The sequence below is a fragment of the Alphaproteobacteria bacterium genome (assembly GCA_016699735.1).
GTDB lineage: Bacteria > Pseudomonadota > Alphaproteobacteria > Micavibrionales > Micavibrionaceae > JAGNKE01.
The window spans coordinates 1374490-1393658 of record CP065008.1 but is presented as its reverse complement, the minus strand read 5'-3'; the positions used below and the strand labels follow the sequence as shown (position 1 = coordinate 1393658).

General features: G+C 54.3%; 22 protein-coding genes. 5 read left to right on the top strand and 17 right to left on the bottom strand.

Annotated features, from left to right (window positions below; genetic code table 11):
• Positions 1-15: 15 nt before the first annotated feature.
• The 8 genes from flhB to flgB form a co-directional block, all read right to left on the bottom strand.
• The gene (gene flhB / locus IPN28_06780; protein QQS56018.1) at positions 16-1095 is read right to left on the bottom strand and encodes a flagellar biosynthesis protein FlhB; all 1080 of its coding nucleotides are present in this window, start codon (positions 1093-1095) and stop codon (positions 16-18) included.
• A 12-nt stretch (positions 1096-1107) separates the two neighbouring features.
• The gene (gene fliR / locus IPN28_06775) at positions 1108-1887 is read right to left on the bottom strand and encodes a flagellar biosynthetic protein FliR (GenBank protein ID QQS56017.1); all 780 of its coding nucleotides are present in this window, start codon (positions 1885-1887) and stop codon (positions 1108-1110) included.
• Between the two features lie 21 nt (positions 1888-1908).
• Entirely contained in the window at positions 1909-2172 is a 264-nt protein-coding gene (gene fliQ, locus IPN28_06770) for a flagellar biosynthesis protein FliQ (protein ID QQS56016.1), read from the bottom strand.
• Between the two features lie 33 nt (positions 2173-2205).
• On the bottom strand, positions 2206-2742 hold the full coding sequence (locus IPN28_06765) for a hypothetical protein (protein ID QQS56015.1): 537 nt from the start codon (positions 2740-2742) through the stop codon (positions 2206-2208).
• A 137-nt stretch (positions 2743-2879) separates the two neighbouring features.
• Entirely contained in the window at positions 2880-5411 is a 2532-nt protein-coding gene (locus tag IPN28_06760) for a PD40 domain-containing protein (protein ID QQS56014.1), read from the bottom strand.
• 187 nt (positions 5412-5598) lie between these two features.
• Positions 5599-5904: a flagellar hook-basal body complex protein FliE gene (gene fliE / locus IPN28_06755; protein ID QQS58556.1), complete on the bottom strand. Its 306-nt coding sequence runs from the start codon at positions 5902-5904 to the stop codon at positions 5599-5601.
• 54 nt (positions 5905-5958) lie between these two features.
• Complete coding sequence (gene flgC, locus IPN28_06750) at positions 5959-6378, bottom strand: flagellar basal body rod protein FlgC (protein QQS56013.1); 420 nt, start codon at positions 6376-6378, stop codon at positions 5959-5961.
• Between the two features lie 40 nt (positions 6379-6418).
• Positions 6419-6829 (bottom strand): flagellar basal body rod protein FlgB, encoded by a 411-nt coding sequence (gene flgB / locus IPN28_06745; protein QQS56012.1) that lies wholly within the window; start codon positions 6827-6829, stop codon positions 6419-6421.
• Positions 6830-6914: 85 nt separating this feature from the next.
• On the opposite strand from flgB, the gene IPN28_06740 reads away from it, so the two are divergent.
• The 5 genes from IPN28_06740 to fliP are packed head-to-tail and all read left to right on the top strand — an operon-like array spanning position 6915 to position 9260.
• Positions 6915-7289, top strand: a complete 375-nt coding sequence (locus IPN28_06740; GenBank protein ID QQS56011.1) for an EscU/YscU/HrcU family type III secretion system export apparatus switch protein — start codon at positions 6915-6917, stop codon at positions 7287-7289.
• 23 nt (positions 7290-7312) lie between these two features.
• The gene (locus IPN28_06735) at positions 7313-7591 is read left to right on the top strand and encodes a hypothetical protein (protein ID QQS56010.1); all 279 of its coding nucleotides are present in this window, start codon (positions 7313-7315) and stop codon (positions 7589-7591) included.
• On the top strand, positions 7588-8097 hold the full coding sequence (locus IPN28_06730) for a sel1 repeat family protein (protein QQS56009.1): 510 nt from the start codon (positions 7588-7590) through the stop codon (positions 8095-8097). The genes IPN28_06735 and IPN28_06730 overlap by 4 nt, the downstream gene beginning before the upstream one ends.
• Complete coding sequence (fliO, locus tag IPN28_06725; protein QQS56008.1) at positions 8094-8414, top strand: flagellar biosynthetic protein FliO; 321 nt, start codon at positions 8094-8096, stop codon at positions 8412-8414. Before IPN28_06730 ends, fliO begins: the two co-directional genes overlap by 4 nt.
• 51 nt (positions 8415-8465) lie before the next feature.
• Positions 8466-9260: a flagellar type III secretion system pore protein FliP gene (fliP, locus tag IPN28_06720; protein ID QQS56007.1), complete on the top strand. Its 795-nt coding sequence runs from the start codon at positions 8466-8468 to the stop codon at positions 9258-9260.
• Between the two features lie 167 nt (positions 9261-9427).
• Here the strand turns inward: fliP and IPN28_06715 are convergent, their stop codons facing one another.
• From IPN28_06715 to IPN28_06675, 9 genes are all read right to left on the bottom strand, one after another.
• Positions 9428-12643 carry a hypothetical protein gene (locus IPN28_06715; GenBank protein ID QQS56006.1) on the bottom strand — a complete coding sequence of 1072 codons (3216 nt, stop codon included), beginning with the start codon at positions 12641-12643 and terminating at the stop codon, positions 9428-9430.
• A 147-nt stretch (positions 12644-12790) separates the two neighbouring features.
• Entirely contained in the window at positions 12791-13591 is an 801-nt protein-coding gene (locus IPN28_06710; protein QQS56005.1) for a hypothetical protein, read from the bottom strand.
• Positions 13588-14247: a hypothetical protein gene (locus IPN28_06705; protein QQS56004.1), complete on the bottom strand. Its 660-nt coding sequence runs from the start codon at positions 14245-14247 to the stop codon at positions 13588-13590. Before IPN28_06705 ends, IPN28_06710 begins: the two co-directional genes overlap by 4 nt.
• A 132-nt stretch (positions 14248-14379) precedes the next feature.
• Positions 14380-14916 (bottom strand): protein phosphatase CheZ, encoded by a 537-nt coding sequence (locus IPN28_06700; GenBank protein QQS58555.1) that lies wholly within the window; start codon positions 14914-14916, stop codon positions 14380-14382.
• A 108-nt stretch (positions 14917-15024) separates the two neighbouring features.
• A complete protein-coding gene (locus IPN28_06695) occupies positions 15025-15414 on the bottom strand; it encodes a response regulator (protein QQS56003.1) in 390 nt (129 codons plus the stop codon).
• 202 nt (positions 15415-15616) lie between these two features.
• The gene (locus IPN28_06690; protein ID QQS56002.1) at positions 15617-16390 is read right to left on the bottom strand and encodes a flagellar protein FlbB; all 774 of its coding nucleotides are present in this window, start codon (positions 16388-16390) and stop codon (positions 15617-15619) included.
• The gene (locus IPN28_06685; GenBank protein ID QQS56001.1) at positions 16390-17136 is read right to left on the bottom strand and encodes a hypothetical protein; all 747 of its coding nucleotides are present in this window, start codon (positions 17134-17136) and stop codon (positions 16390-16392) included. The genes IPN28_06690 and IPN28_06685 overlap by 1 nt, the downstream gene beginning before the upstream one ends.
• On the bottom strand, positions 17136-18263 hold the full coding sequence (fliM, locus tag IPN28_06680) for a flagellar motor switch protein FliM (GenBank protein QQS56000.1): 1128 nt from the start codon (positions 18261-18263) through the stop codon (positions 17136-17138). The genes IPN28_06685 and fliM overlap by 1 nt, the downstream gene beginning before the upstream one ends.
• A gap of 125 nt (positions 18264-18388) precedes the next feature.
• Complete coding sequence (locus tag IPN28_06675; GenBank protein QQS55999.1) at positions 18389-19009, bottom strand: flagellar basal body-associated FliL family protein; 621 nt, start codon at positions 19007-19009, stop codon at positions 18389-18391.
• Positions 19010-19169: the final 160 nt, after the last annotated feature.

Sequence of the window (19169 nt, the reverse complement as noted above, 5' to 3'; positions counted from 1 at the left end):
CGCCTGATTCTTCCCCTATCCCAGCGGGCGGCCCCTGATCTTGTAGACATAGGAGATGACTTCGGCGACGGCCTTGAAATGCTCGGCCGGGATCATCTCGTCGATCTCCACGGTGTCATAAAGAATGCGGGCCAGAGGCGGGTTTTCATAGATGATGATCTCGTGTTCCTTCGCCACTTCGCGGATGCGGAGCGCCAGATCGTCCACGCCCTTGGCGATGCAGACCGGGGCGCTCATCTCGGCGGGGTTGTATTTGAGGGCGATGGAAAAGTGGGTCGGGTTGGTGATGACCACGTCGGCGGTCGGGACGGCCTGCATCATGCGCTGGCGGGCCTTCTGTGCGCGGAGCTGGCGCAGGCGGCCTTTGACCATCGGGTCGCCCTCGGTCTGCTTGTATTCGTCCTTGAGTTCCTGCTTGGTCATCCGCATCTTGCGGTAATATTCGTACCGCTGATAGAGCAGGTCCGTGACCGCGATGACCAATGTCAGGACCAGAATCCCGACCAGCATCTTTACGACCAGATATTGAAGCTCGGCGAGGGCGGCGATGGTTTCAAGGTCGATGAAATGCTCGAAGCGGTCGAAATAGGGATAGATAATCATGGCCGACATCGCGCCGACCAGCGAGATTTTCAAAATCCCCTTCACGAATTCGACGAGGGAGCGCATGGAAAAGAGGCGGTGGAAGCCCTTGATGAGGGAAATCTTGCTGATGTCCGGCTTGACGACTTCGGGCGCCATCAGGGGGCCGACCTGCAGGAAGGGTGCGAGGAAAGCGGCGGCCATCAGAAGCAGCAGCGGCAGGAAGAGGATTTTTACCACCTCCCACGCCGCGCCGCCCAGAACCACGGATAACCCTCCGGGCATCGAGGGAAAATCATGCGGGCGCTCGATGAAGCTCCGCATCATCACGGTCAGGTCGCTCATGACCGGACCGGCGAAGACGCCGACCATCAGGGTTCCGGCCAGCAGCATCACCCAGTTGTTCATTTCGCGGGAGAGGGCGACCTGTCCGCGCTTTCGCGCTTCCTCGATCTTTTTCGGGGTGGGGTCTTCGGTCTTCTGACTGTCGTCCTGCTCGTCGCCTTCGGCCATCTTGCGCTTCTCCTAGGGGCTGGCGGCCTGGAAGAAAACGGTCAGGCTGTTTTCGTAGAAAGCCACCCATGTCAGGAAGAGCGTCGAGGCGGCCAGCATGAGCAGGATCAGGGACAGCACGATCTGGATCGGGAGGGCGAGAAGAAAGACCTGCACCTGCGGCATCAGGCGGGAGAGGACGCCCATCGCCACGTAGATCAGGAGGGTGAGAACGATAAAGGGTGTGGCGAGTTTCACGCCCACGGCGAAGGCGGAGGTCACGGCCTTGGTCATCACCTCGGCCATGCTTCCCGTATCCGGCACCTCCCCCACCGGGAACATCTGGTAACTCTCGACGAGGCCCATAAGCAGGAGGTGGTGGAGATCGGTTTTAAAGAGGATCAGGACGCCCGTCACCGAGAGCAGTGCGCCCATGAGCGAACCCTGCGTGGCCAGAGAGGGGTTGAAGACCTGCGCGTTCGAGAGGCCGGACTGCATGGAGATAATCATGCCCGCCGTGTCCATCGCGGTCATGAAAATCCGCGCCACCGTACCGATGAGCAGGCCGACGATGAATTCGGTCGCGATCATGACGAACAGCATGAAGGTTTGCGGCAAGGGCTGGGGGATGAAGGGCATCACCAGCGGGAACAGGACGAAGGACAGGCCCAGCGCGAGATGCAGGCGGATGCGCTCGGAGACGAACGAGTCGCCCAGACCCGGCATGATCATCACGGCGGCGCCGATGCGGACGAAGGTCAGGATGAAGGCCAGAACGCCGCCGGCCAGAAAGGTTTCCAATGCGCTTTGCATGGCCGTCCCCTCTCCTGGCCCCTAGCCGCCCGCGATTTTCAGCGCCAGCCCCTCCATGAACATGATGAGCGTGTTCATCATCATGGGCAGGAAGAAAAAGAGCGAGAGGAAAATCGCCACGATCTTCGGCACGAAGACCAGTGTGATCTCCTGCACCTGCGTCAGCGCCTGAATCAGCGCGATGGTGACGCCGACCAGCAGCCCGACCAGCAGGACCGGCAGGGAAATCTGGATGGTGATCAGCAGCGCCTCGCGCACGGTTTCGATGACTTCCGCGTCTGTCATGGGGAACAGGGTAGCAGAAAGGGCGCGGCGGGACTATTGCGCGGCGGGAGGCGGGGCGGAGTTATCCCCTTTTCTTCGGTTTGTATTCACTTCTATCGCTCTCAATATCTTTTCCGTGAAATAGATTTTCTTGCCCTTGTCCTCGCCCCACAGTTCTTTGTGTCTGGAAATAAAATGCCTCAATTTTTTGGAATACTCCTCCGGGCAGTCCCTAATAACAATTTCAGTAAATTGTACACCCGGATCAGCGCCTAACTCCAGAAACCACATTCCAAACCAGAGATATTCCACCCTGCTTTCAACAGGTAAATTTTTCACATTTTTTTCATATTCTTCAAAGAAGAACGTCCATACTTCACCATCGCCCCAAAAAGCGTGCATTCCATTTTCCTCATAGCTCCTCGCCTTATTCGCCAAACGTACAATCTTTCCGATTGACCTTTCGAGTTTTTCATCGTTTTGAGCTTCGGCTTGCTCTGCCCATACATTCTGAGGAATGATCAGAGGAAAAATGAGCAAAGCCCGTAAGATGAGGTGAAATTTTCTCATTTTTTTCGTCAAGAACATCATGAGGTAGATCGTAGCATATTGTTGTGAAACTTGCCCCCTCTCCCTGCCCTCTCCCCCTTTTTGAAGGGGGAGAGGGCGTGCAAGCTTGGTGAGCGGACGCGAGCCTAGCGGCGCGGGAGAGGGGGGGTGAAAAAGCCCTATACAATAATATTGCTGATCATCAAATCCCCGTCCGCGAACAGCTGGTTGACGTCCAGACCTGTGACGCCCTTGATTCTGGCCGCGACCTCAAAGGAGGCGCCGCCATCGGTTCCGTTAATATCAACGGAGAGGAGGCTGTCAGCCCCGCTTTGGGTGATCTGCACGAAGTCCGTAATCGCGTCGGTTAAAGGATCGAAATTCAGAATGTCTTTGATCTGGATTCTGTCGCCCTCGGAAATGCTTAAATCCAGAATGGTGTCGGGGCGGTTGAAATTGATGCCGTCCAGAACGAACAAATCGGCATCACCGCCGCCGTTCAGCCTGTCGGAGCCCTTACCGCCGTACAACGTGTCGGCGCCCTCGTTGCCATAAAGCTTATCCCAACCGCTGCCGCCGAAGAGTACGTCGTCTCCTCTCAAGCCGATGAGTGTGTCATTCTGATAACCGCCGATGTAGCGGTCGCCCTCGTCCGTGCCGATATAAAAATCAGCGACGTCGTTTACCCGGATGGACACCGTGGCAAAATCATGCGCGCCGGACTCATCCAGAAGCTTATAGGTAAAGCTGTCCGTGCCGTAAAAATCGGCTTTCGGGGTGTAGGTGAAATCGCCGCTTTCAGAGAGGACGACCGTGCCGCCCCTGGAGGTTGTGAAGGTCTGCGCCAAGACGTGCAAGACATCGCCGTTCGGGTCACTGTCCGGCCCGTGACCGTGGTCGGCGAGGACGTTGCCAGAGAGGATGGTGTCTTCGAGCATGCTGAAGACATCGTCTTTGGCGGAAGGAGGAATATTAGAATATTCCGGGAGAATAAAATTACCTTGCCCGATTGTGTCTGCCTGAACCCCTAAAAGGATAGCCAGAAGCTGCTCAGGATCAGCACCTTCACTTCCGTCAAGATCAATATGCAATTTGGCATCTGAGTTATTCTGCTCAAGCCTGATATAGCCTTTTGTAAAAGCTTGGTCTGGTAGGAAGCCGATAGACCTGCCCAGCAAGGTTGTCAGGTCTATCTTTTCGTTTGATCTAAAATCGGCGACCGTATCTACACCCTCAAGGTTATCAAAAACAAAGGTGTCTTTTCCTATACCACCTTTCATCCAATCAGAGTCTGTGCCGCCATTAAGCGTATCATCGTCGTCACCACCCCACAGAAAATCTTCACCTTCTTGCCCGAAGAGTCTGTCCTTTCCCTGATGGCCTTTTAGTGTATCTCCTCCTCCTTGGCCACATAACTCATCGTCACCTGTATAACCGTAGATAATATCTGATCCATCTTTGCCGTATATTTTATCATGACTTAATCCACCTTGTAGAAACTCCGCTTCGTCACTGCCCTCAATTATCTGAGGCAGTAGATGGCTTATCGGGATCAGAACAACTTGTGAGCCTATGTTAGCCGCAATAGATTTACCATCTGGTGAAAAGCTGAAAACGGAATCAACAAAGTCGGCAACTCTAAAAATATCGCCATTTTTGATATCTTTTAGGTAAAGCTCTTGCGTCCCAAAAGAGTTGCTTGAAGTAAGGTTGTTCGAGTTGCTAACAAAAGCGACGTGAGTGCCATCGGGTGAAAATACTGGCTTATCGCTGTTGCCATCTCCCAGAACTCCTAGAGAATTTGTTGACAATGCCTTGGTTTCACCAGTCTCAAGGTTCTTAATAAAAATGTCTTGTTTGTTGTTTGTATCGTTTGGTACGAATCCTTCAGCCCAACTTGTAAAAGCTACTAATTTTCCGTCAGGAGAAAAGGCAATACTCAGTGGTTTTGCAGTTGGTCCTTCAACCTGATTTCCGCTGCTATCAGTGCTTACTATTGAAAAAGTTCCCGAAGCAATATCTTTTAAAAATACATCTCTTGCATCATTCGTGTCGGCCAACAGGAGAACATCATTTCCGCCATGGTCAAAAGCAATCTTTGTCCCGTCGGGCGAGAATACAGGAGTGCTGCTCCACATACTAAAGGGAGTAACGAGAGTAACTTCTCCGGTTTCTATATTCTTAAGAAATACATTTGGCCCCTCAAGAGAAACGTCTTCCGGTGACCCACCTGGAACAAATGTATTTACCGTACTTTCAAAGACTATTTGAGCACTATCAGGTGACCAAGAAAAATTTCCAGAGTACCCAAAGTAATCATACAAAGATATTCCATTAATATCTGCGCTTACTATTGTTAAATCACCTGTAATGAGATTCTTAACAAAAATATCCTGAATAAGATTCAAATCTCCGCTCGAAAAATTACTTGATAGACTTGTAAATGCTATTTTGGTTCCGTCGGGGGAAAATTGAGCACTTTGGCTGTTTCCGTTCCCCTGTATACCGCTTAAGTCTTTACTGATAAGAGATACCTCACCAGAAATCATGTCTTTTACGAAAATGTCGGTTTTTGTGTTTGTGTCTCCATCGACTAAATTTGTTGCAGAACTTGTAAATACGATTTTTGTTCCGTCAGGAGAGAAATGAGGCTCGAGGCTATGGCCGTTTGCGTTGATTCCTGAAAAATTTTTTGAGACTACTTCTGACATGGAGACTCCATAAGATACATACAAAAAATGATTTTGATTTTTTTTACTATGGATAAAGAAAAAAAGACTTTCAACTGAAAGTAATATTAAAGGTGTGGCTTTCCCCTTTAGTTATGATGTCATGCGTTACCCCCTCTCCCTGCCCTCTCCCCCTAGAGGGTGAGAGGGGAAAAAAACGGGGGTGGCACTAAATCGGCATCCGCATAATATCCTGATAGGCGGAGATGAGGCGGTCGCGCAGGGCGATCACGGTCTGGAGGGCGAGTTCGGCCTCGGTCACGGCCTGGACCACGTCGGTCACGTCGGCGTCGCCGGTCACGGCCTTCGCGGACATTTGCTCCCCGGCCTTGAGCTTGCCGACGGTATTTTCGAGCGAGCCGCGCAGGAAATCCGAGAAGCTGACGCCGCCGTCATCGGCCAAAGACGCGCCCGCCTTGCTCCCCACATTCAGGGAGTTGGTGTACGCCTTCGCGGCGAAGTTCGGGTCTGTAATTTTATCGGCGGACATGGCGGGGGGCTCCCTGGATGTTCATACTATACCTGTCGTTTACGCCCTTAGCAAATCAATCGTCCGCAGAATCAGGCCACGCGCCTGTTCGACGAGGCCGAGGTTGGCCTCATAGGATCTTTGCGCCTCGCGCATATCCATCATCTCGATCAGCATATTGACGTTGGGCAGCTTGACGTAACCGGAGGAATCCGCCGCCGGGTGGTCGGGCATATATTGCATCGTAAATTCCGCGTTTTTATCCACGCCGATCCTGTCCACCTCCACGAGCTGGACGCCCATTTTTTTGTCGAGTTCGTTGGCGAAGCTGATGGTCTGGCGTTTGTAAGGGTCGGAGCCGGGGGTTTTTCCGGTCGTGTCCGCGTTGGCGACGTTTTCCGCAATCACGCGGACCCGCGTGCCCTGCGCCTTCATGCCGCTGGAGGACACCAGCATTGCGCCTAACATATCTGAACTCATAGCTTTTCCCCTTTCCCGTTTGCGTTATCTCACGTTGGCTTTATCTGACACCGAGGGCAATTTTCATCATGCCGATCTGCTTCTGATAGAGATTGAGCATGAGGTTGTAATCCATGACGTTGCGGCCCGCGTTGAAGAGCTGCTCCTCCATCACCACCGCGTTGCCGACGGGGGCCACTTCGTAGAAAGTTTTCTGTTTACGGTCATTCGCCTGCCCCACGGCGCCGCCCGACTGGCCCATATGCATGGGGTCGGTCTGCGCGGGCTGGACGCCCATGCCGCCTGTCACGCCGCTGAGAACCGATCCGAAATCGACCGGAGTCAGATCCTTGGGCTTATAGCCCGGCGTGTCGGCGTTGGCGATGTTTTCGGCGATAACCTTGTGGCGCTGGCCCAGATAATCGAGCTTGGCACCGATAGCCTTGAGCAGGCCGATCTCTTGAGTCGACATGACGCATTCCTTACACTAGTCTTTCCACCGGCCCCTTGTTTTTTTATGGCGGGGCGCTGGAGGGAACCTTGCAGGAACCGTGCCAATGACCGATCTCTTCGATGACGGGTCTGATCCCGCGGGCGAACACCCGCTAAAGCCCTTAAATGCAAGGGAAATCCCGAAGGATAAGACCGCCGTGGCACTCAAGGAATCCATGGGCGGGAAAAAAGTGCCGAGGATTGCCGCCGCCGGACGGGGAACGATTGCCGAGCGAATCCTGCAACTGGCCTATGAAAACGGGATTTATGTGCGCGAAGACGGCGATCTGGCGCAGCTTCTGGCCAAGATCGAGCTGGACAGCCCGATCCCCAGCGAAACCTTTCCGGCGGTCGGGGAGATCCTTTCGTATGTGTACCGCGCCAACGGCCAACCCGATCCTTTTGACACGGACGCGAAATTTAGTAAGAATGGGGAATAACTGACTGAAATCGGTGATGTTTTATGAATTCTGGCGGACATCGGGAGACTCTGGAACGGGAGATCGAGAGCCTGACGGAGATTCTTTCGCAGGCGTTTGAGACCTTGCGGCAGGGTCATGCCCCGGTTCTTGGCGATCTTGGCTTACGGGTCGAGCGGCTGTGCCGCGATGTTTCGGAATCTGCGCCTAACGTCCGCGAAAGTTTGCGGCCCCTGCTTGCGGGTCTGATCCAGAGGCTCGATGAGCTGGCGCTGGATATCCAGACCTTCCAGTCCGGCCTTAAGGAGGCGAAGGCACCATGATGATGGGGTATCTCACGCGCCGCCGCGCTTATCATATGCTGAAGACCGGGCGGAACCCCAAGGCACTGTTCAAGCTGATCAAGCCCTATATCAAAACCAAGGATCCCGATGCGCTTTATCTCTATTCCTGCTTTTCCCTTCCTGAATGGGGGGAGACGGATGAGAGTTTCTTCGCGCGGCGTTTCAAATATCTGCGCTTTGCCGCGCAGGCCGGGCACGCCGAAGCGATTTATGAACTCGGCCTTGTTTTTCACACCGGGTACGGCGGTATCGAACAGGACAAACGCAAGGCGGCGCAGCATTTCAAGGCTGCGGCGGAAAAGGGGCATCCGCAATCGAAGCTGTATTATGGACTTGATCTTTTTTATGGATCGTGCGGGATCGAGAAAGATGAGGTTCTTGGAATCAGCTTCGTTCATCAGGCGGTTGACGACGGCGTTCATGATGCCCGCTATACTCTGAAAAAACTTCTAAAACTGAGAGAGATTGAGAAAAGCACGTCATGAGTCCGGATGATCTTTTCAGTATCGGGCGTATGCTGGCCGCGCTGGTTTTTGTGCTGGCCCTTATGGGCGGGCTGGCTCTTGTTCTCAAGAGGCTCGGCCTGTCCGGTCCTGTCGTCAACAACCAGGGGAAGAGGCGGTTAAAGATTATTGAATCCCTGCCACTTGATGCAAGGCGGCGTCTGATTCTGATTCAATGCGACGACGAGCAGCATCTCGTTCTTATCGGCCCCTCGGGAGAAGTCGTCATTAAAACCGGAATCAAACCCGTCGCTGGCTCACCCGATGCTGTGGATGCTTCTCAGGAAGCCAATCGTTAATCTTTCTTGCCTGGTTTTGAGCGTGTACGATTTTCTTCAGGCAAGCGATTCATGTTTTTTAATTATTTCAGCCCGGATGTTCGTTCTGCGCGAGGATTTCATTGTTCTCTGCGTTTCCTGGCTTTTTGTTTTCTTATTGCGCTTGGGTTTTACTGTACGCCTGCTGTAGCGCAGAATGTTTCCATAGACTTCGGCGAGGATGGCGATGCTACGGCCAGCGGACGGATCATCCAGATCGTCGCGTTGCTGACCGTTCTGTCGCTGGCACCGTCTATTCTCATCATGATGACGTGTTTTACGCGGATTGTCATCGTCCTGTCTTTTCTTCGCACGGCGATTGGTATCCAACAGACCCCGCCCAATACCGTGATGATTTCACTGGCGTTGTTCCTGACTCTTTTTATCATGACTCCGACACTGCAGGCCGCCTATGATGCCGGGATCAAGCCCCTGATCGACGGGCATATCGACGAAGTCACGGCTTTTGACAAGACCACCGCGCCGTTCAAAACCTTTATGCTGGCCAATACGCGTCCGAAAGACCTCGATCTTTTTGTGGAGTTGAGTAAATCCGGGCCGTTCGACTCGCCACAGGCGATCCCGCTTCAGATCGTGATTCCCTCGTTCATGATCTCGGAATTGCACCGCGCATTTGAGATCGGCTTTATGCTGTTTCTGCCGTTTTTGATTATTGACCTTGTGACAGCCTCCATCCTGATGTCCATGGGGATGATGATGCTGCCGCCCGTGACGGTTTCACTGCCGTTTAAGATTATTTTCTTTGTCCTCGTGGAGGGTTGGTCGCTGTTGTGCGGGGCACTGGTTCAGAGCTTTGATATACCGTAGTCTTTCTTGTAAGACTAGAAAGTGTCAAAAAAACAGCCGCAATCGTTATTATTAACAAGAAGAGCAAAATGGTTATTTGTGAGTCTTTTCTCTTATTGATTAGTTGCTGTTGGTACTCGTAAAATATAATGGATTGCATATCATCTTCGCTGTGCGAAGCATCAGGTTCAGGGCTTGCCTGTTTGTTCTGCTCCGCCTGTCGTTTTTTTCTCAACGGTTTCCGACTTATAGCCATCTAAAAAATCCTTAAATAAATCCACTTCCGAGACAACGGACATTAACGTATCGCGGTCCGCAAGAACTGTGTTCCGGCGGGGACGCGTAATTACCTCGAACTGATGGGCCATGGAAGATGTCGCCATCAGTTTCTGATATTTTTCGCGTAAATTGGCAATGGCGATCCGGTCGTTCGAAAGGTTGAGCGCTACAGCCAGATTCATAATAACCTGTGCCTGCTTTTCCGTCAAAGTTCCATCCGCCCCGGGCCTCTGGTCCTCCAGCACCTGATTGAGCGCGTCGGCGGCCTCCGCCCAATAGCCAGCCTGCCAGGAGATATCGGCCCGAAGGCGGTTGACATCGGGGGCGGCGCTTATATTCTTCAGCAAAGCCAGAGCCTGCTCGGGTTGATTGTCCTGAGCTAAAGCGCGGCTCCGCAGCAGGGTCATTGCGCGGACCGTTTCCTCCTTTTCCAGGCCTTCGGGGATCAGGCCAAGGGATTCCTGCATTTTACCTAAGGTCTGCATTGCCTTTTGCGGCTGGCGATCGAGAAGATAAATTGATGCTAATCTTTTGGCGACCTGAAGTTTTTCCTCACCTTTCAGTCGGTGGTTGACCTGATTTTCCAGTAATTTTGCCGCACGGGCCAGGAGGTCGGCGTTGACCAGATGTTCGGCAAGATTGCGGACCAAACGGTCGCCGGGTTCTCCGGGCGGGGTCAGTTCGGTGAATTGCTCGTACAGCGCCACGGCATCGAGGGCGCTGAGCTTTTTGAGATCGGCCCCGAGGAAAAGATCGGTGAAGGTCTTGCTCATATCCGCGGAGACGCGGCGTCCGAGTTCTGTTTCCCCCGCGACTTCAGAGGCATCGCGCATAATACCGAGCCCTTTAACGTATTCCTTTTTCTTGAAATAGGCGTTGCCGAGCCAGTAATTGACCAAGGCCTCAACCTCGTCGCCCCGCCAGGCGTAACGCAGCCTTTCAAGGCGATCGATCGCTTTTTCATTCGTAATCGTCCCCTCCTCATCCAGCAGGCGCGTGATGGCCAACCCGGATTTGACGCGGAAATAGTCGTCCTTTCCAGTCTCCAGTTCCTTCCAGATATCGAGCGCCTTTTGCTTCTGACCTTTCTGACGGGCGGATTCCCCGCGCAGATAGGATAAAGCGGCGCGCATGGGATCGTCCAGTTCGTCCTTGTAGTACTCGACGAGGGCCAGAAGCTCGTCGGCCTTATCGATCCGGCCTGCCCGGAGCAGGACTTCGGAGAGAACAAGGGCCACACGACGGCTAACGAGGCCGGGATATTCATAGAAAGCGGCGAGATTTTCGGGCAGGACGTTTATGGCCTGCTGCCAGTCGCCAAGATCGGCCAGGACGTAGGCTTTCCAGTATCCGATTTCCTGATAGGGTTTGAGTTCCTCGCGCTGAAGGTCGGCCAAAGCAACATCGGTCTTGCCGTCGAAGGCGTTGGCCATGCCGCGCAGGGCGATAAATTCAGGATTTTTTTTGATATCCGGCAGTTCCTGTCCTGCGAAATTCAGGAAACCCAGGGCTTCGGCGCCCATACCGCTCAGGAGATAGGCCTTGGCCAAGGCGATTAAATCTTCGGCGCGGGAGGCCTTGGTGTATTCGGGCAATGAAGCCAAAACTATATTTTTATTTTGCTCAAGGGAGTCGTAGGGAATTCTCTGCCACTCCGCGAAGTTGAAAATGCGCGGGCCAAAGTCGGCTGATGCCGAACCCTTGTAGGGCGAAGGCGGGCCGCCCGTATCTGACGAAGCGCTGCCGATGATTTTTTGCGGTAAAAGCGCCAGACCGCCGGGACGGGAAATTTCTATCCCCTTCTCGGTGAGATCGACGCTAAGGTCATCGACCTTGGGCATCACGGCCAGACCAACAACCGAGCGCAAGAGGGTGAAATCGACGAAATCCTGCGCCGGACCGGTATATTGCTCGGCGTTTTTGACTGTGACAATTTTGAGCTTCTGCCCGGTGAGCGGGTCCGTCATTTCCAGAATGGAACCGGGTTCCTTGAGGGGCAAGATCAGCTTTCCGCCGCGGGAAAAGTTTCCGCCGCGGGTGATGCGCTCGGGCTCTACCGGGGTCAATTTGAGTTCCTGCTTGTCGAAAATAACCTTCCACGATAATTCGCCGCCCTTGGCTTTCACCTGATAGCCTGTGGGCATCGAAGTTCTGTAAGCGCGGCCACCTTCGAGCGGCTGATCCTGCATTTCAGCAAAAATATAGGGCGTCTTGCTGTTGACGACCGGCTTGAGGTGTCCGGAATCCCGGTCGGTAACGAACCAGAGGTCACCCATATTCTCAAACACAGCCAGTCCGACCGAGGCCGTCGAGGTTACGGTGAGAACGTGCAACGCCGCCGGATCGGCCTCAAGCTTCGGGGGAGCGGGTTCGGCTTTGGGCGGCGGAGGCGGAGGCGGAGGCTGAGGCTGAGGCTGAGGTTGAGCTTGCGGCTCGGGCTGGGGTTGCGGCGGGGTCAGCTTTGCCTGCTCCGGCGGCTTGGCTTGCTGCGCCGTTTCCGGGACCAGTGAAAATTTAAGACCGTTTTTCGCCGTATTTTCGGTTCCGATGGCCGGAGTCTCCGTTGGTGTCTTTTTCTCCGGCGGAGTGGAATGGGGAAGTTCCTTCGGCGGCTCGGTTTTGACCTGTTCAACTTTTTGCGGCAAGGGTGGGGTTTCTTCCGGCTTTTCAGAGGCTTTGGCCGGAGGTTCCTCTGTTTTGGCTTCGGCGGCAGGTTTTTCCGGTACGGGTTCCGGTTTCTTGTCCGGTGTGGCGTCCACCTGTTTTGGCGGTTCCTTTTCGGATTCAGGCTTTTTTTCCGGTTCTTTCTTTTCCGGGGCGGCTTTTGCGTCTTCCTTCGGCGGATTATAGATATCGACGACCACGCGGTTATTAGCCAACGCAAAGGCCTTGACCTTGCTGTCCTCGGGGACGATCATTGAGACCGTCAGGGGATCGTTCTTGATGACCCGGAACCCTGTGACATTCTCCAGCTTTGAAGAATCAAAGCCTGATAAATCCGTCCGTCCGGCTTCCTTGAAACGGATGATCAGAAGTTTTTCATGGCTTTCGTCGATGGTGTATTCCACGGCGCGGCCCCAGTCGAAGACCACGCGTGAATAATCTTCGTGCGCCCCCGATCTCACCGCAATTTTTTGCTGAGCAAGAGCCGTCCGGGGGTACGCAAGAGAGAAACAAAGAGACAGAACTGAAAAGCCTAAAAAAAACCTTTTCATCGCTTCAAGTTGCCACAGGTGTCCCCTGCGGTCCAGAGGGTTTGCCGTTTCATCCCGTCAGGGTTGTTCAAACATCAGCAGTTCGCGCTCGAGGCCGTTATCGCGCAAAATGACGATATCGACACGCCCGGATGCGCTGCTCCCCTCCTCGCTGCGGGCGCTGGAGAGGCCGCGCACCAACATTTCCTTGCCATAGCCGTTTGCACGCAGAAAGGCGGCGATTTGCGCGGCTTGGCCAAGCGATGACGTCCAGCCGTCCGCGTTTGCCCCCTGCGGAGCCGGGCCAGCCTGCGGCGTATGGCCGACCACCTCGATGCGGTTTTTGATCCGGGCCAGAATGTCGGTCAGCGCGATCAGGGCCGCGCGGCTCTCCGCCTTGCGCTCGGGGGAGGCGGTTTCAACAATTATGTCATTCGGCAGGGACACGATCAGGCGGTCGCCCTGCTGGGCGATGACGTAGTCGGTTATCTCCTGTTTTTCGTAGGCCTGGTCTATCAGTCCTCTAAGATAGGGCAGACCCAGCGCCCGCGAGAGATCGAGCTTGTCGATACTGATCGTGTCTTGCGGTCCGGCGTTATAAGGCTTCGAGAAGGTTTTCGTAAACTCGCTGCTGAGGGAGGCCGAGAGTTCGTTCCACTTGTCCTCCTCGGGCACCGACATGGCATACGTCAGCACGAAAAAGGTGAGCATCAGGGCCACGACATCGGTGATGGTGATCAACCAGAGCTTGACCTCCTCCTCGATCGGGTCGATCTCCTGCACATATTTTGAATAGCCCTGAAAAGACTTCTGTTGCTTTTGATCCGTGCGGGGAAATGCAGATACCACATTGCCTGCGGATTCTTCGGATTCGCTCATAGCTCCTCCGACTCGGGCTGTTTCGGTGCGGCCCGGAAGGGTTCGTAGCGCACAAAGAAGATATCTATGAAGCCGTTTTCTCCCCTTTGCAGTCCTGAACTCAGAAGCGTTTTTGGAATTCCCATCTCTTCGAGTTTTTGGGCGAACCCGCTGACCGTCTCAAGCTTTTTCTGAAAACCTTCCGGGTCGGATTTCGTCATGTCCGCCGGATCCTGCGGGACGCTGAGAAGCATATCCATACGATAAGGAATTCCGCGGTCCTGCGTTTGCAGAAGAGCTACCAGCGTGGGGACAAAGTTGCCCTGTCTGCCGCCATTTTCCTCCGTAAATTCGATCCCCCTAGCGAAGGAACCGATGGGCAGGCGGATCCTCATCATGTTGCCCAAACGGTTGCGCTTGGCCTGAACGTCGGTGAGGTTGGTCACAAACAGAGATTCTATCCGTTCGAGGGAGTCCCCCTCGCCTTTCAGGGCGATTTCGACAAATTCGTTCAGCGGCGCCTGACCCTGCTCCTTGGTTTTTCCGGAAAAGGCAACCGAGAGGCTCCGCATCACCGGGTTGGCCTTCGATTGGTCAAAGCCGGATTTGCTGTTCATGATAATGAAAAACGACAGCAGCATCAGGAACAAGGACAGGGCGAGGTATTGATTGGCCATAACGAATCTCAGGGAAAATATTCGAACCTTCCAGAAGAATATATCCGATCAAAAAAAAAAGCGAACCGTAAACGATTCGCCTTATAGTGCTGGAAGTAAACTTTAGAAAAAACTCAGTTCAGTGACTTAGAATTACTGACCGTCAAGCTCGGCCAAGAGCTTGTCGATTTCGTCCTGCGATACAGCCTGCGGCGGGAGCTGCGGTCCGTTCAGCAGTCTGGCATCCCCAACCCGTTTGTCTTCATGGTCTCCCGTTCCGGCGGCTTTATCACCGAGAAGGGAAATCAAATGGCCCACCCGCTGCTCAATATCCGTAAGGGTTCTGACCACCTTCCTGATGCGCTGCCCGGTGATATCCTGGAACGAGCAGGCTTCAAAAATCTTCATCACTTCATCGTTAATCCTGTTGGCGTGATCTCCGCCCATCTCTCCGGCGGCGGTTTGTATTCCGTCGCAAGCGTCCATGATTGCTGCTGTGGCTTGTGCAGTCGCCTCGACGACGGCGTCCAGTTCATCGGTGGCGGTCGGGATATCCTTCGTGCGGATATCGCCGGGGCGGGCAATGCCGATTTCGCGGCGTGAGTCCTCGATGACTTTCTTGAGATCCTTGAGTTCCTGAAAGACCGATTCACGCGTTGTACTGCCGGCCTTTTCAACCTTGTCGAGCATCGAGCCGATGATTTTCACCAGCTTGTCGCGCTTGGATGCCCCCTCTTCCGGCGGTTTTACTGCAAGATTTTCGCTCATCTCTTTATGCCCTCTCGGCAGATTTATTTCTTAAAACTCGCCCAGAACAGAGGCGATCTTGGTTTTCAGGGTTTCCGCATTGAACGGCTTGACGATATAATTGTTCACGCCGGCCTGCTTTGCGGCGACGACGTTTTCCGTCTTGCTTTCGGCCGTGACCATAATAAATGGCACGTTCTTGAAGGCCGCCTCGGACGCCCGGACCTGCTTGAGCAGTTCGAGGCCGGTCATCGGCTCCATATTCCAGTCGGAAATCACAAGGCCGTATTCCTTAGCCTTGATTTTTTCAAGGGCGGCGGTACCGTCCGTGGCCTCATCGACATTGTTAAAACCCAGCTGCTTGAGCAGGTTTTTGATAATCCTGAGCATCGTCGTATAATCGTCCACGATGAGGATGTTGATGTTTTTGTTCACAGACACGTTCAGTCTCCTTGAATTTCCAGCAGAGAAAAGTTTGACGCAGCGTTGAAAAAAATGACCTTCCGTAAGCGCATTATGGCGGGAAATGGTTAACGCAAGGTAAGCAGAGGAAAAAAATCTCAATACATTTTAGAGGGATTTTGGATTTCTAAAAGGCTTGTCCTGCTTTTTCTTTAGAAGAATATCCGTGTATGCGCTTTTGTTATTGGCCCGGCGGGAGTTCGGGAAGCTGCTTTTGCTCGGCCAGCATTATGGTCACGGTTCGGGCGCGTTCCGGGTTCATCGCGGCCAAAATCGGGGACATCTTGCGCTCGGACATATTGCCCATCACGTCCACCAATATATCGATATCAAGCGTGTCGAATATGCGGGCGGCGTCTTTGGGCTTCATGTTCTCGTAAACCTTTACAAGGCTCATGACCCGGTTCTTTTCTTCATCGGACTGCTGCTTGAGGAGGCCTTCGATTTCCTCCTTGAGTTTCGAGAGCTCCTTAAATTTACGGTCCAGTTCCTGCTCGGCCGCCTTCATGAGGGCTTCGCGGGCCTTGAGTTCCTTTTCAAGGTCGTCCAGACGCACCCGGCGCTCGGCCATATCGCCGATGACGTCCTTCTTGGCGTCGGACAGATCGACGGCGGAATCCCCCGCATCCTTCCATTCCGGCATCTGGGCGGCGTTATCCTCGTAAACCAAAGGCGTTTTATTACCTGGGGATTCCGGTTTTGGCGTTTCTTCCTTGGCTTCCTCGGTATTTTCAGGATTCTCAGGGGGATGCGCTGGATCAGGGGTTTCCGGCTTATGCTCTTCCGCAGGAGTTTCCAAAGGCTTGGCTTCAGGAGGATGCGCCGCTTCCTCGGCGTAGGCCGCGCCGGAGAGGCTGCGAAGGCCCGTAACCACTTCCGCCAGCTTGAGGGAAAAGGTCAGAAGGCAGACGATCATCAAGGCCGGAAGGATTTTATACGGGTCGAACGCCGCCATCAGGTGCGGCCCCCGTTTGCGGCCTTACGCCTGTTTTTCAACAAAGCTTCATAGAGTTCACGTTCGGCCTGACTCTGCAAGGCGGGCGGGATCGGCATATCGTCGTCGGATATATCCCCCCACTCCTCTTTCTGTGCTTCAAAGACATCAACAAAGCCCTCGCGCATTTTTCCGGCTGAGGGCGGTCTTGCGGCCAAAGGCGCCGTTTCCATTTCGCGGTCCTGAATGAAAAAGGAGGGGAAACTCTCAGCGGGTTTGTCTTTTGCCTGCGGTGTCGGCGCTGGTGCGGTTGAGGCCTTTGCCATCGGAGCGACTGGGCGCACGGAAGCGGGTTCAGGCTCAAGCTCCGGCTCCTCGATAAAGCGTTTCTGCTGGCGGGCGAGATAGGGCGTTTTCGAGTCCATGCCTTCGGCGATCTTGCGGTTTTTTCCCGCCAGTTCCTCCAGACGATTGGCCATATTATTACTGGCCTCATTGACCATTTTCAGGTCGTCGGCAGCGGCTTTGGCTTCCCGGATCATTCCCTCAAGGCTTTCGGCCTCAAGGGTGCCGACGTGCTTGAGATTTTTTATCGCCTGCTCGGCCTGGGCGATGCTGGCAATCAGTTTTCCGACCACACGCTCAAAATCGTCGCGATGTTCGCGGAAGCTGCTGAGGCTTGAATACAAACGCATGGTAAAAAAAATCGTGGCGGCCAGAAGACCGACGATCAGCATATCCAGCAAAAGGGCGAGGACTTCGGACATTACGAATCTCCCTGCTTTTCGGGTTCCATATATTTTTCGATCATCACGGCGATGTTACCGCGGCGCTGGCCGACCGGCCCCCTGAACATCGGGAAATGGCCGCAGCGCAGTTCCAGTTCCTCGTCGATGCGGGTGTTCAGGAAAATCTGATCCCCCACTTTCCAATTCATCATGACCCCGAGCGGGACGGTGACTTCGCCCAAAATGGCCTGCACCTGAACGTCTGTCTTGTACAACTCCTGCGTGAGATGGCTTTCCCAGATGGAGTCGCGGCCGAATTTCTCGCCCATGAACATCTGGAGCAGAAGTTCGCGGATCGGCTCCAGCGTCGCGTAAGGGATCAGGATTTCCGCCCGTCCGCCGCGGTCGCCCATGTCGATTCTCAATCGTGCCAGAACGCAGGCGTTGCCGCCCTGCGAGATCGTGGCGAAGCGCGGGTTGGTTTCCATGCGGTCGAGGTTAAAGGTCACAGGGGACAAAGGATCGAAGGCGGAGCAGAGATCGCCTAAAATCACGTTGATCATCCGCTCGACGAGCTTGCTTTCGATGGTCGTGTAGGGGCGGCCTTCGACACGGATGGAGGGCGTCCCCTTGCGGCCGCCGAGCAGGACATCGACGATCGAATAGATCAGGGCGCTGTCGGTGACGAGAAGCCCCTGATTGTCCCACTCCTCCGCTTTGAAGACCGAAAGCATGGCGGGAAGCGGTATCGAGTTCATGTAATCGCCGAAGCGGACGGTCGAGACCTGATCGAGGCTGACCTCCACATTGTCGCTGGTCAGATTGCGAAGGGTGGTAGACATCAGGCGCACGAGGCGGTCGAACACGATATCGAGCATCGGCAGGCGCTCGTAGTTCACCATCGCCGAATTGATCAGGGCCATGACGCCCGAGGTTTCGGCGCCCAGCCCGGTGTCGTCATCGAAGCCCAGAAGGCTGTCGATTTCGTCCTGATTGAGGATACGGGTGTTTCCGCCCTCCCCTTCGGCGACTTCGGCGCTCGGCACTGTGTCGGCCTTATCGTCAGGGGCGGCGCCGTCCTCAGCGGCCATGGATTCCCATTGCTCCATCATCGCCTTTTCCTCGGCGCTCATCTTTTCTGCTTCGTCGGTGCCAGCTTCGCTCATTTTCTGGATTCGTGAGGTTGTTCGATTAAAGTTCTTACCATGAAAGGCCGGTGGCCTGAATCATTAATATAGCAAAAATCGTTCCGTGAAAAAATGCAGGAATGGCGGAAGTGCGGAATAACGCCCTACTGAATCAGGATTTCCTGAAACAGCACGTCCTTGATCTTCACCGGGGCGGCGGCCTGATTGACGCGGGAGAGCAGTTCCATTTGCAAACGGTAGATTCCCGCGGAGCCGCGCAAATCCCTGACTCTCAATTCCCGCAGGTAGGTCTGAAACTGATCCACAACACGGGGCGTTACGGCCTCGACCGCCGGTTTGTCGGCGGGATTTTCCAGTTCGAGCTGGACAGTCAGGCGCAGATAGCGCGGTGAGCCGTCGTCGCTTTCGAGGTTCACGATCATGGTCGGTATTTCCAGAAAGGCGCCGCCTGCTTCGCCGTGGCCGCCTTCCGCCGCCTCCCCGTGACCGCCTTCCGCCGGGGCGGCGTGTTCGCCCTCCGCCGGGGCCGCGCCATGCTCACCTTCAGCCGCCGCGTGTTCGCCGCCCTCCTCCTTTTTCGCGCCGAGAAGCGAATCCAGCATTCCGGTAAAATACAGACCTGCACCGCCGCCGAGCAGAAGGACTACGGGAATTACGATCATCAGGATTTTTTTAAGGCCAGCCTTGGGTTTTTCCCCGTCCGCAGGCTGCCCTTCCGCACCCTCTTCTGCGCCTTCCTTCGGTTCTTCTTCGTCTTTTGCCATGCCGTTGTCTTGCCAGAAAAAAGTTATATGGGTGTCTATAACTCAGGGAGTTTCACTATAAAACAAAGTGCGCGTCGCGTCTAACCCGCTTGGACAAGTATCCATAAGGAATTTATCCTCGTTAAAAATGTCTCTATTTCTGAGATTTCCTAGCCTCCGA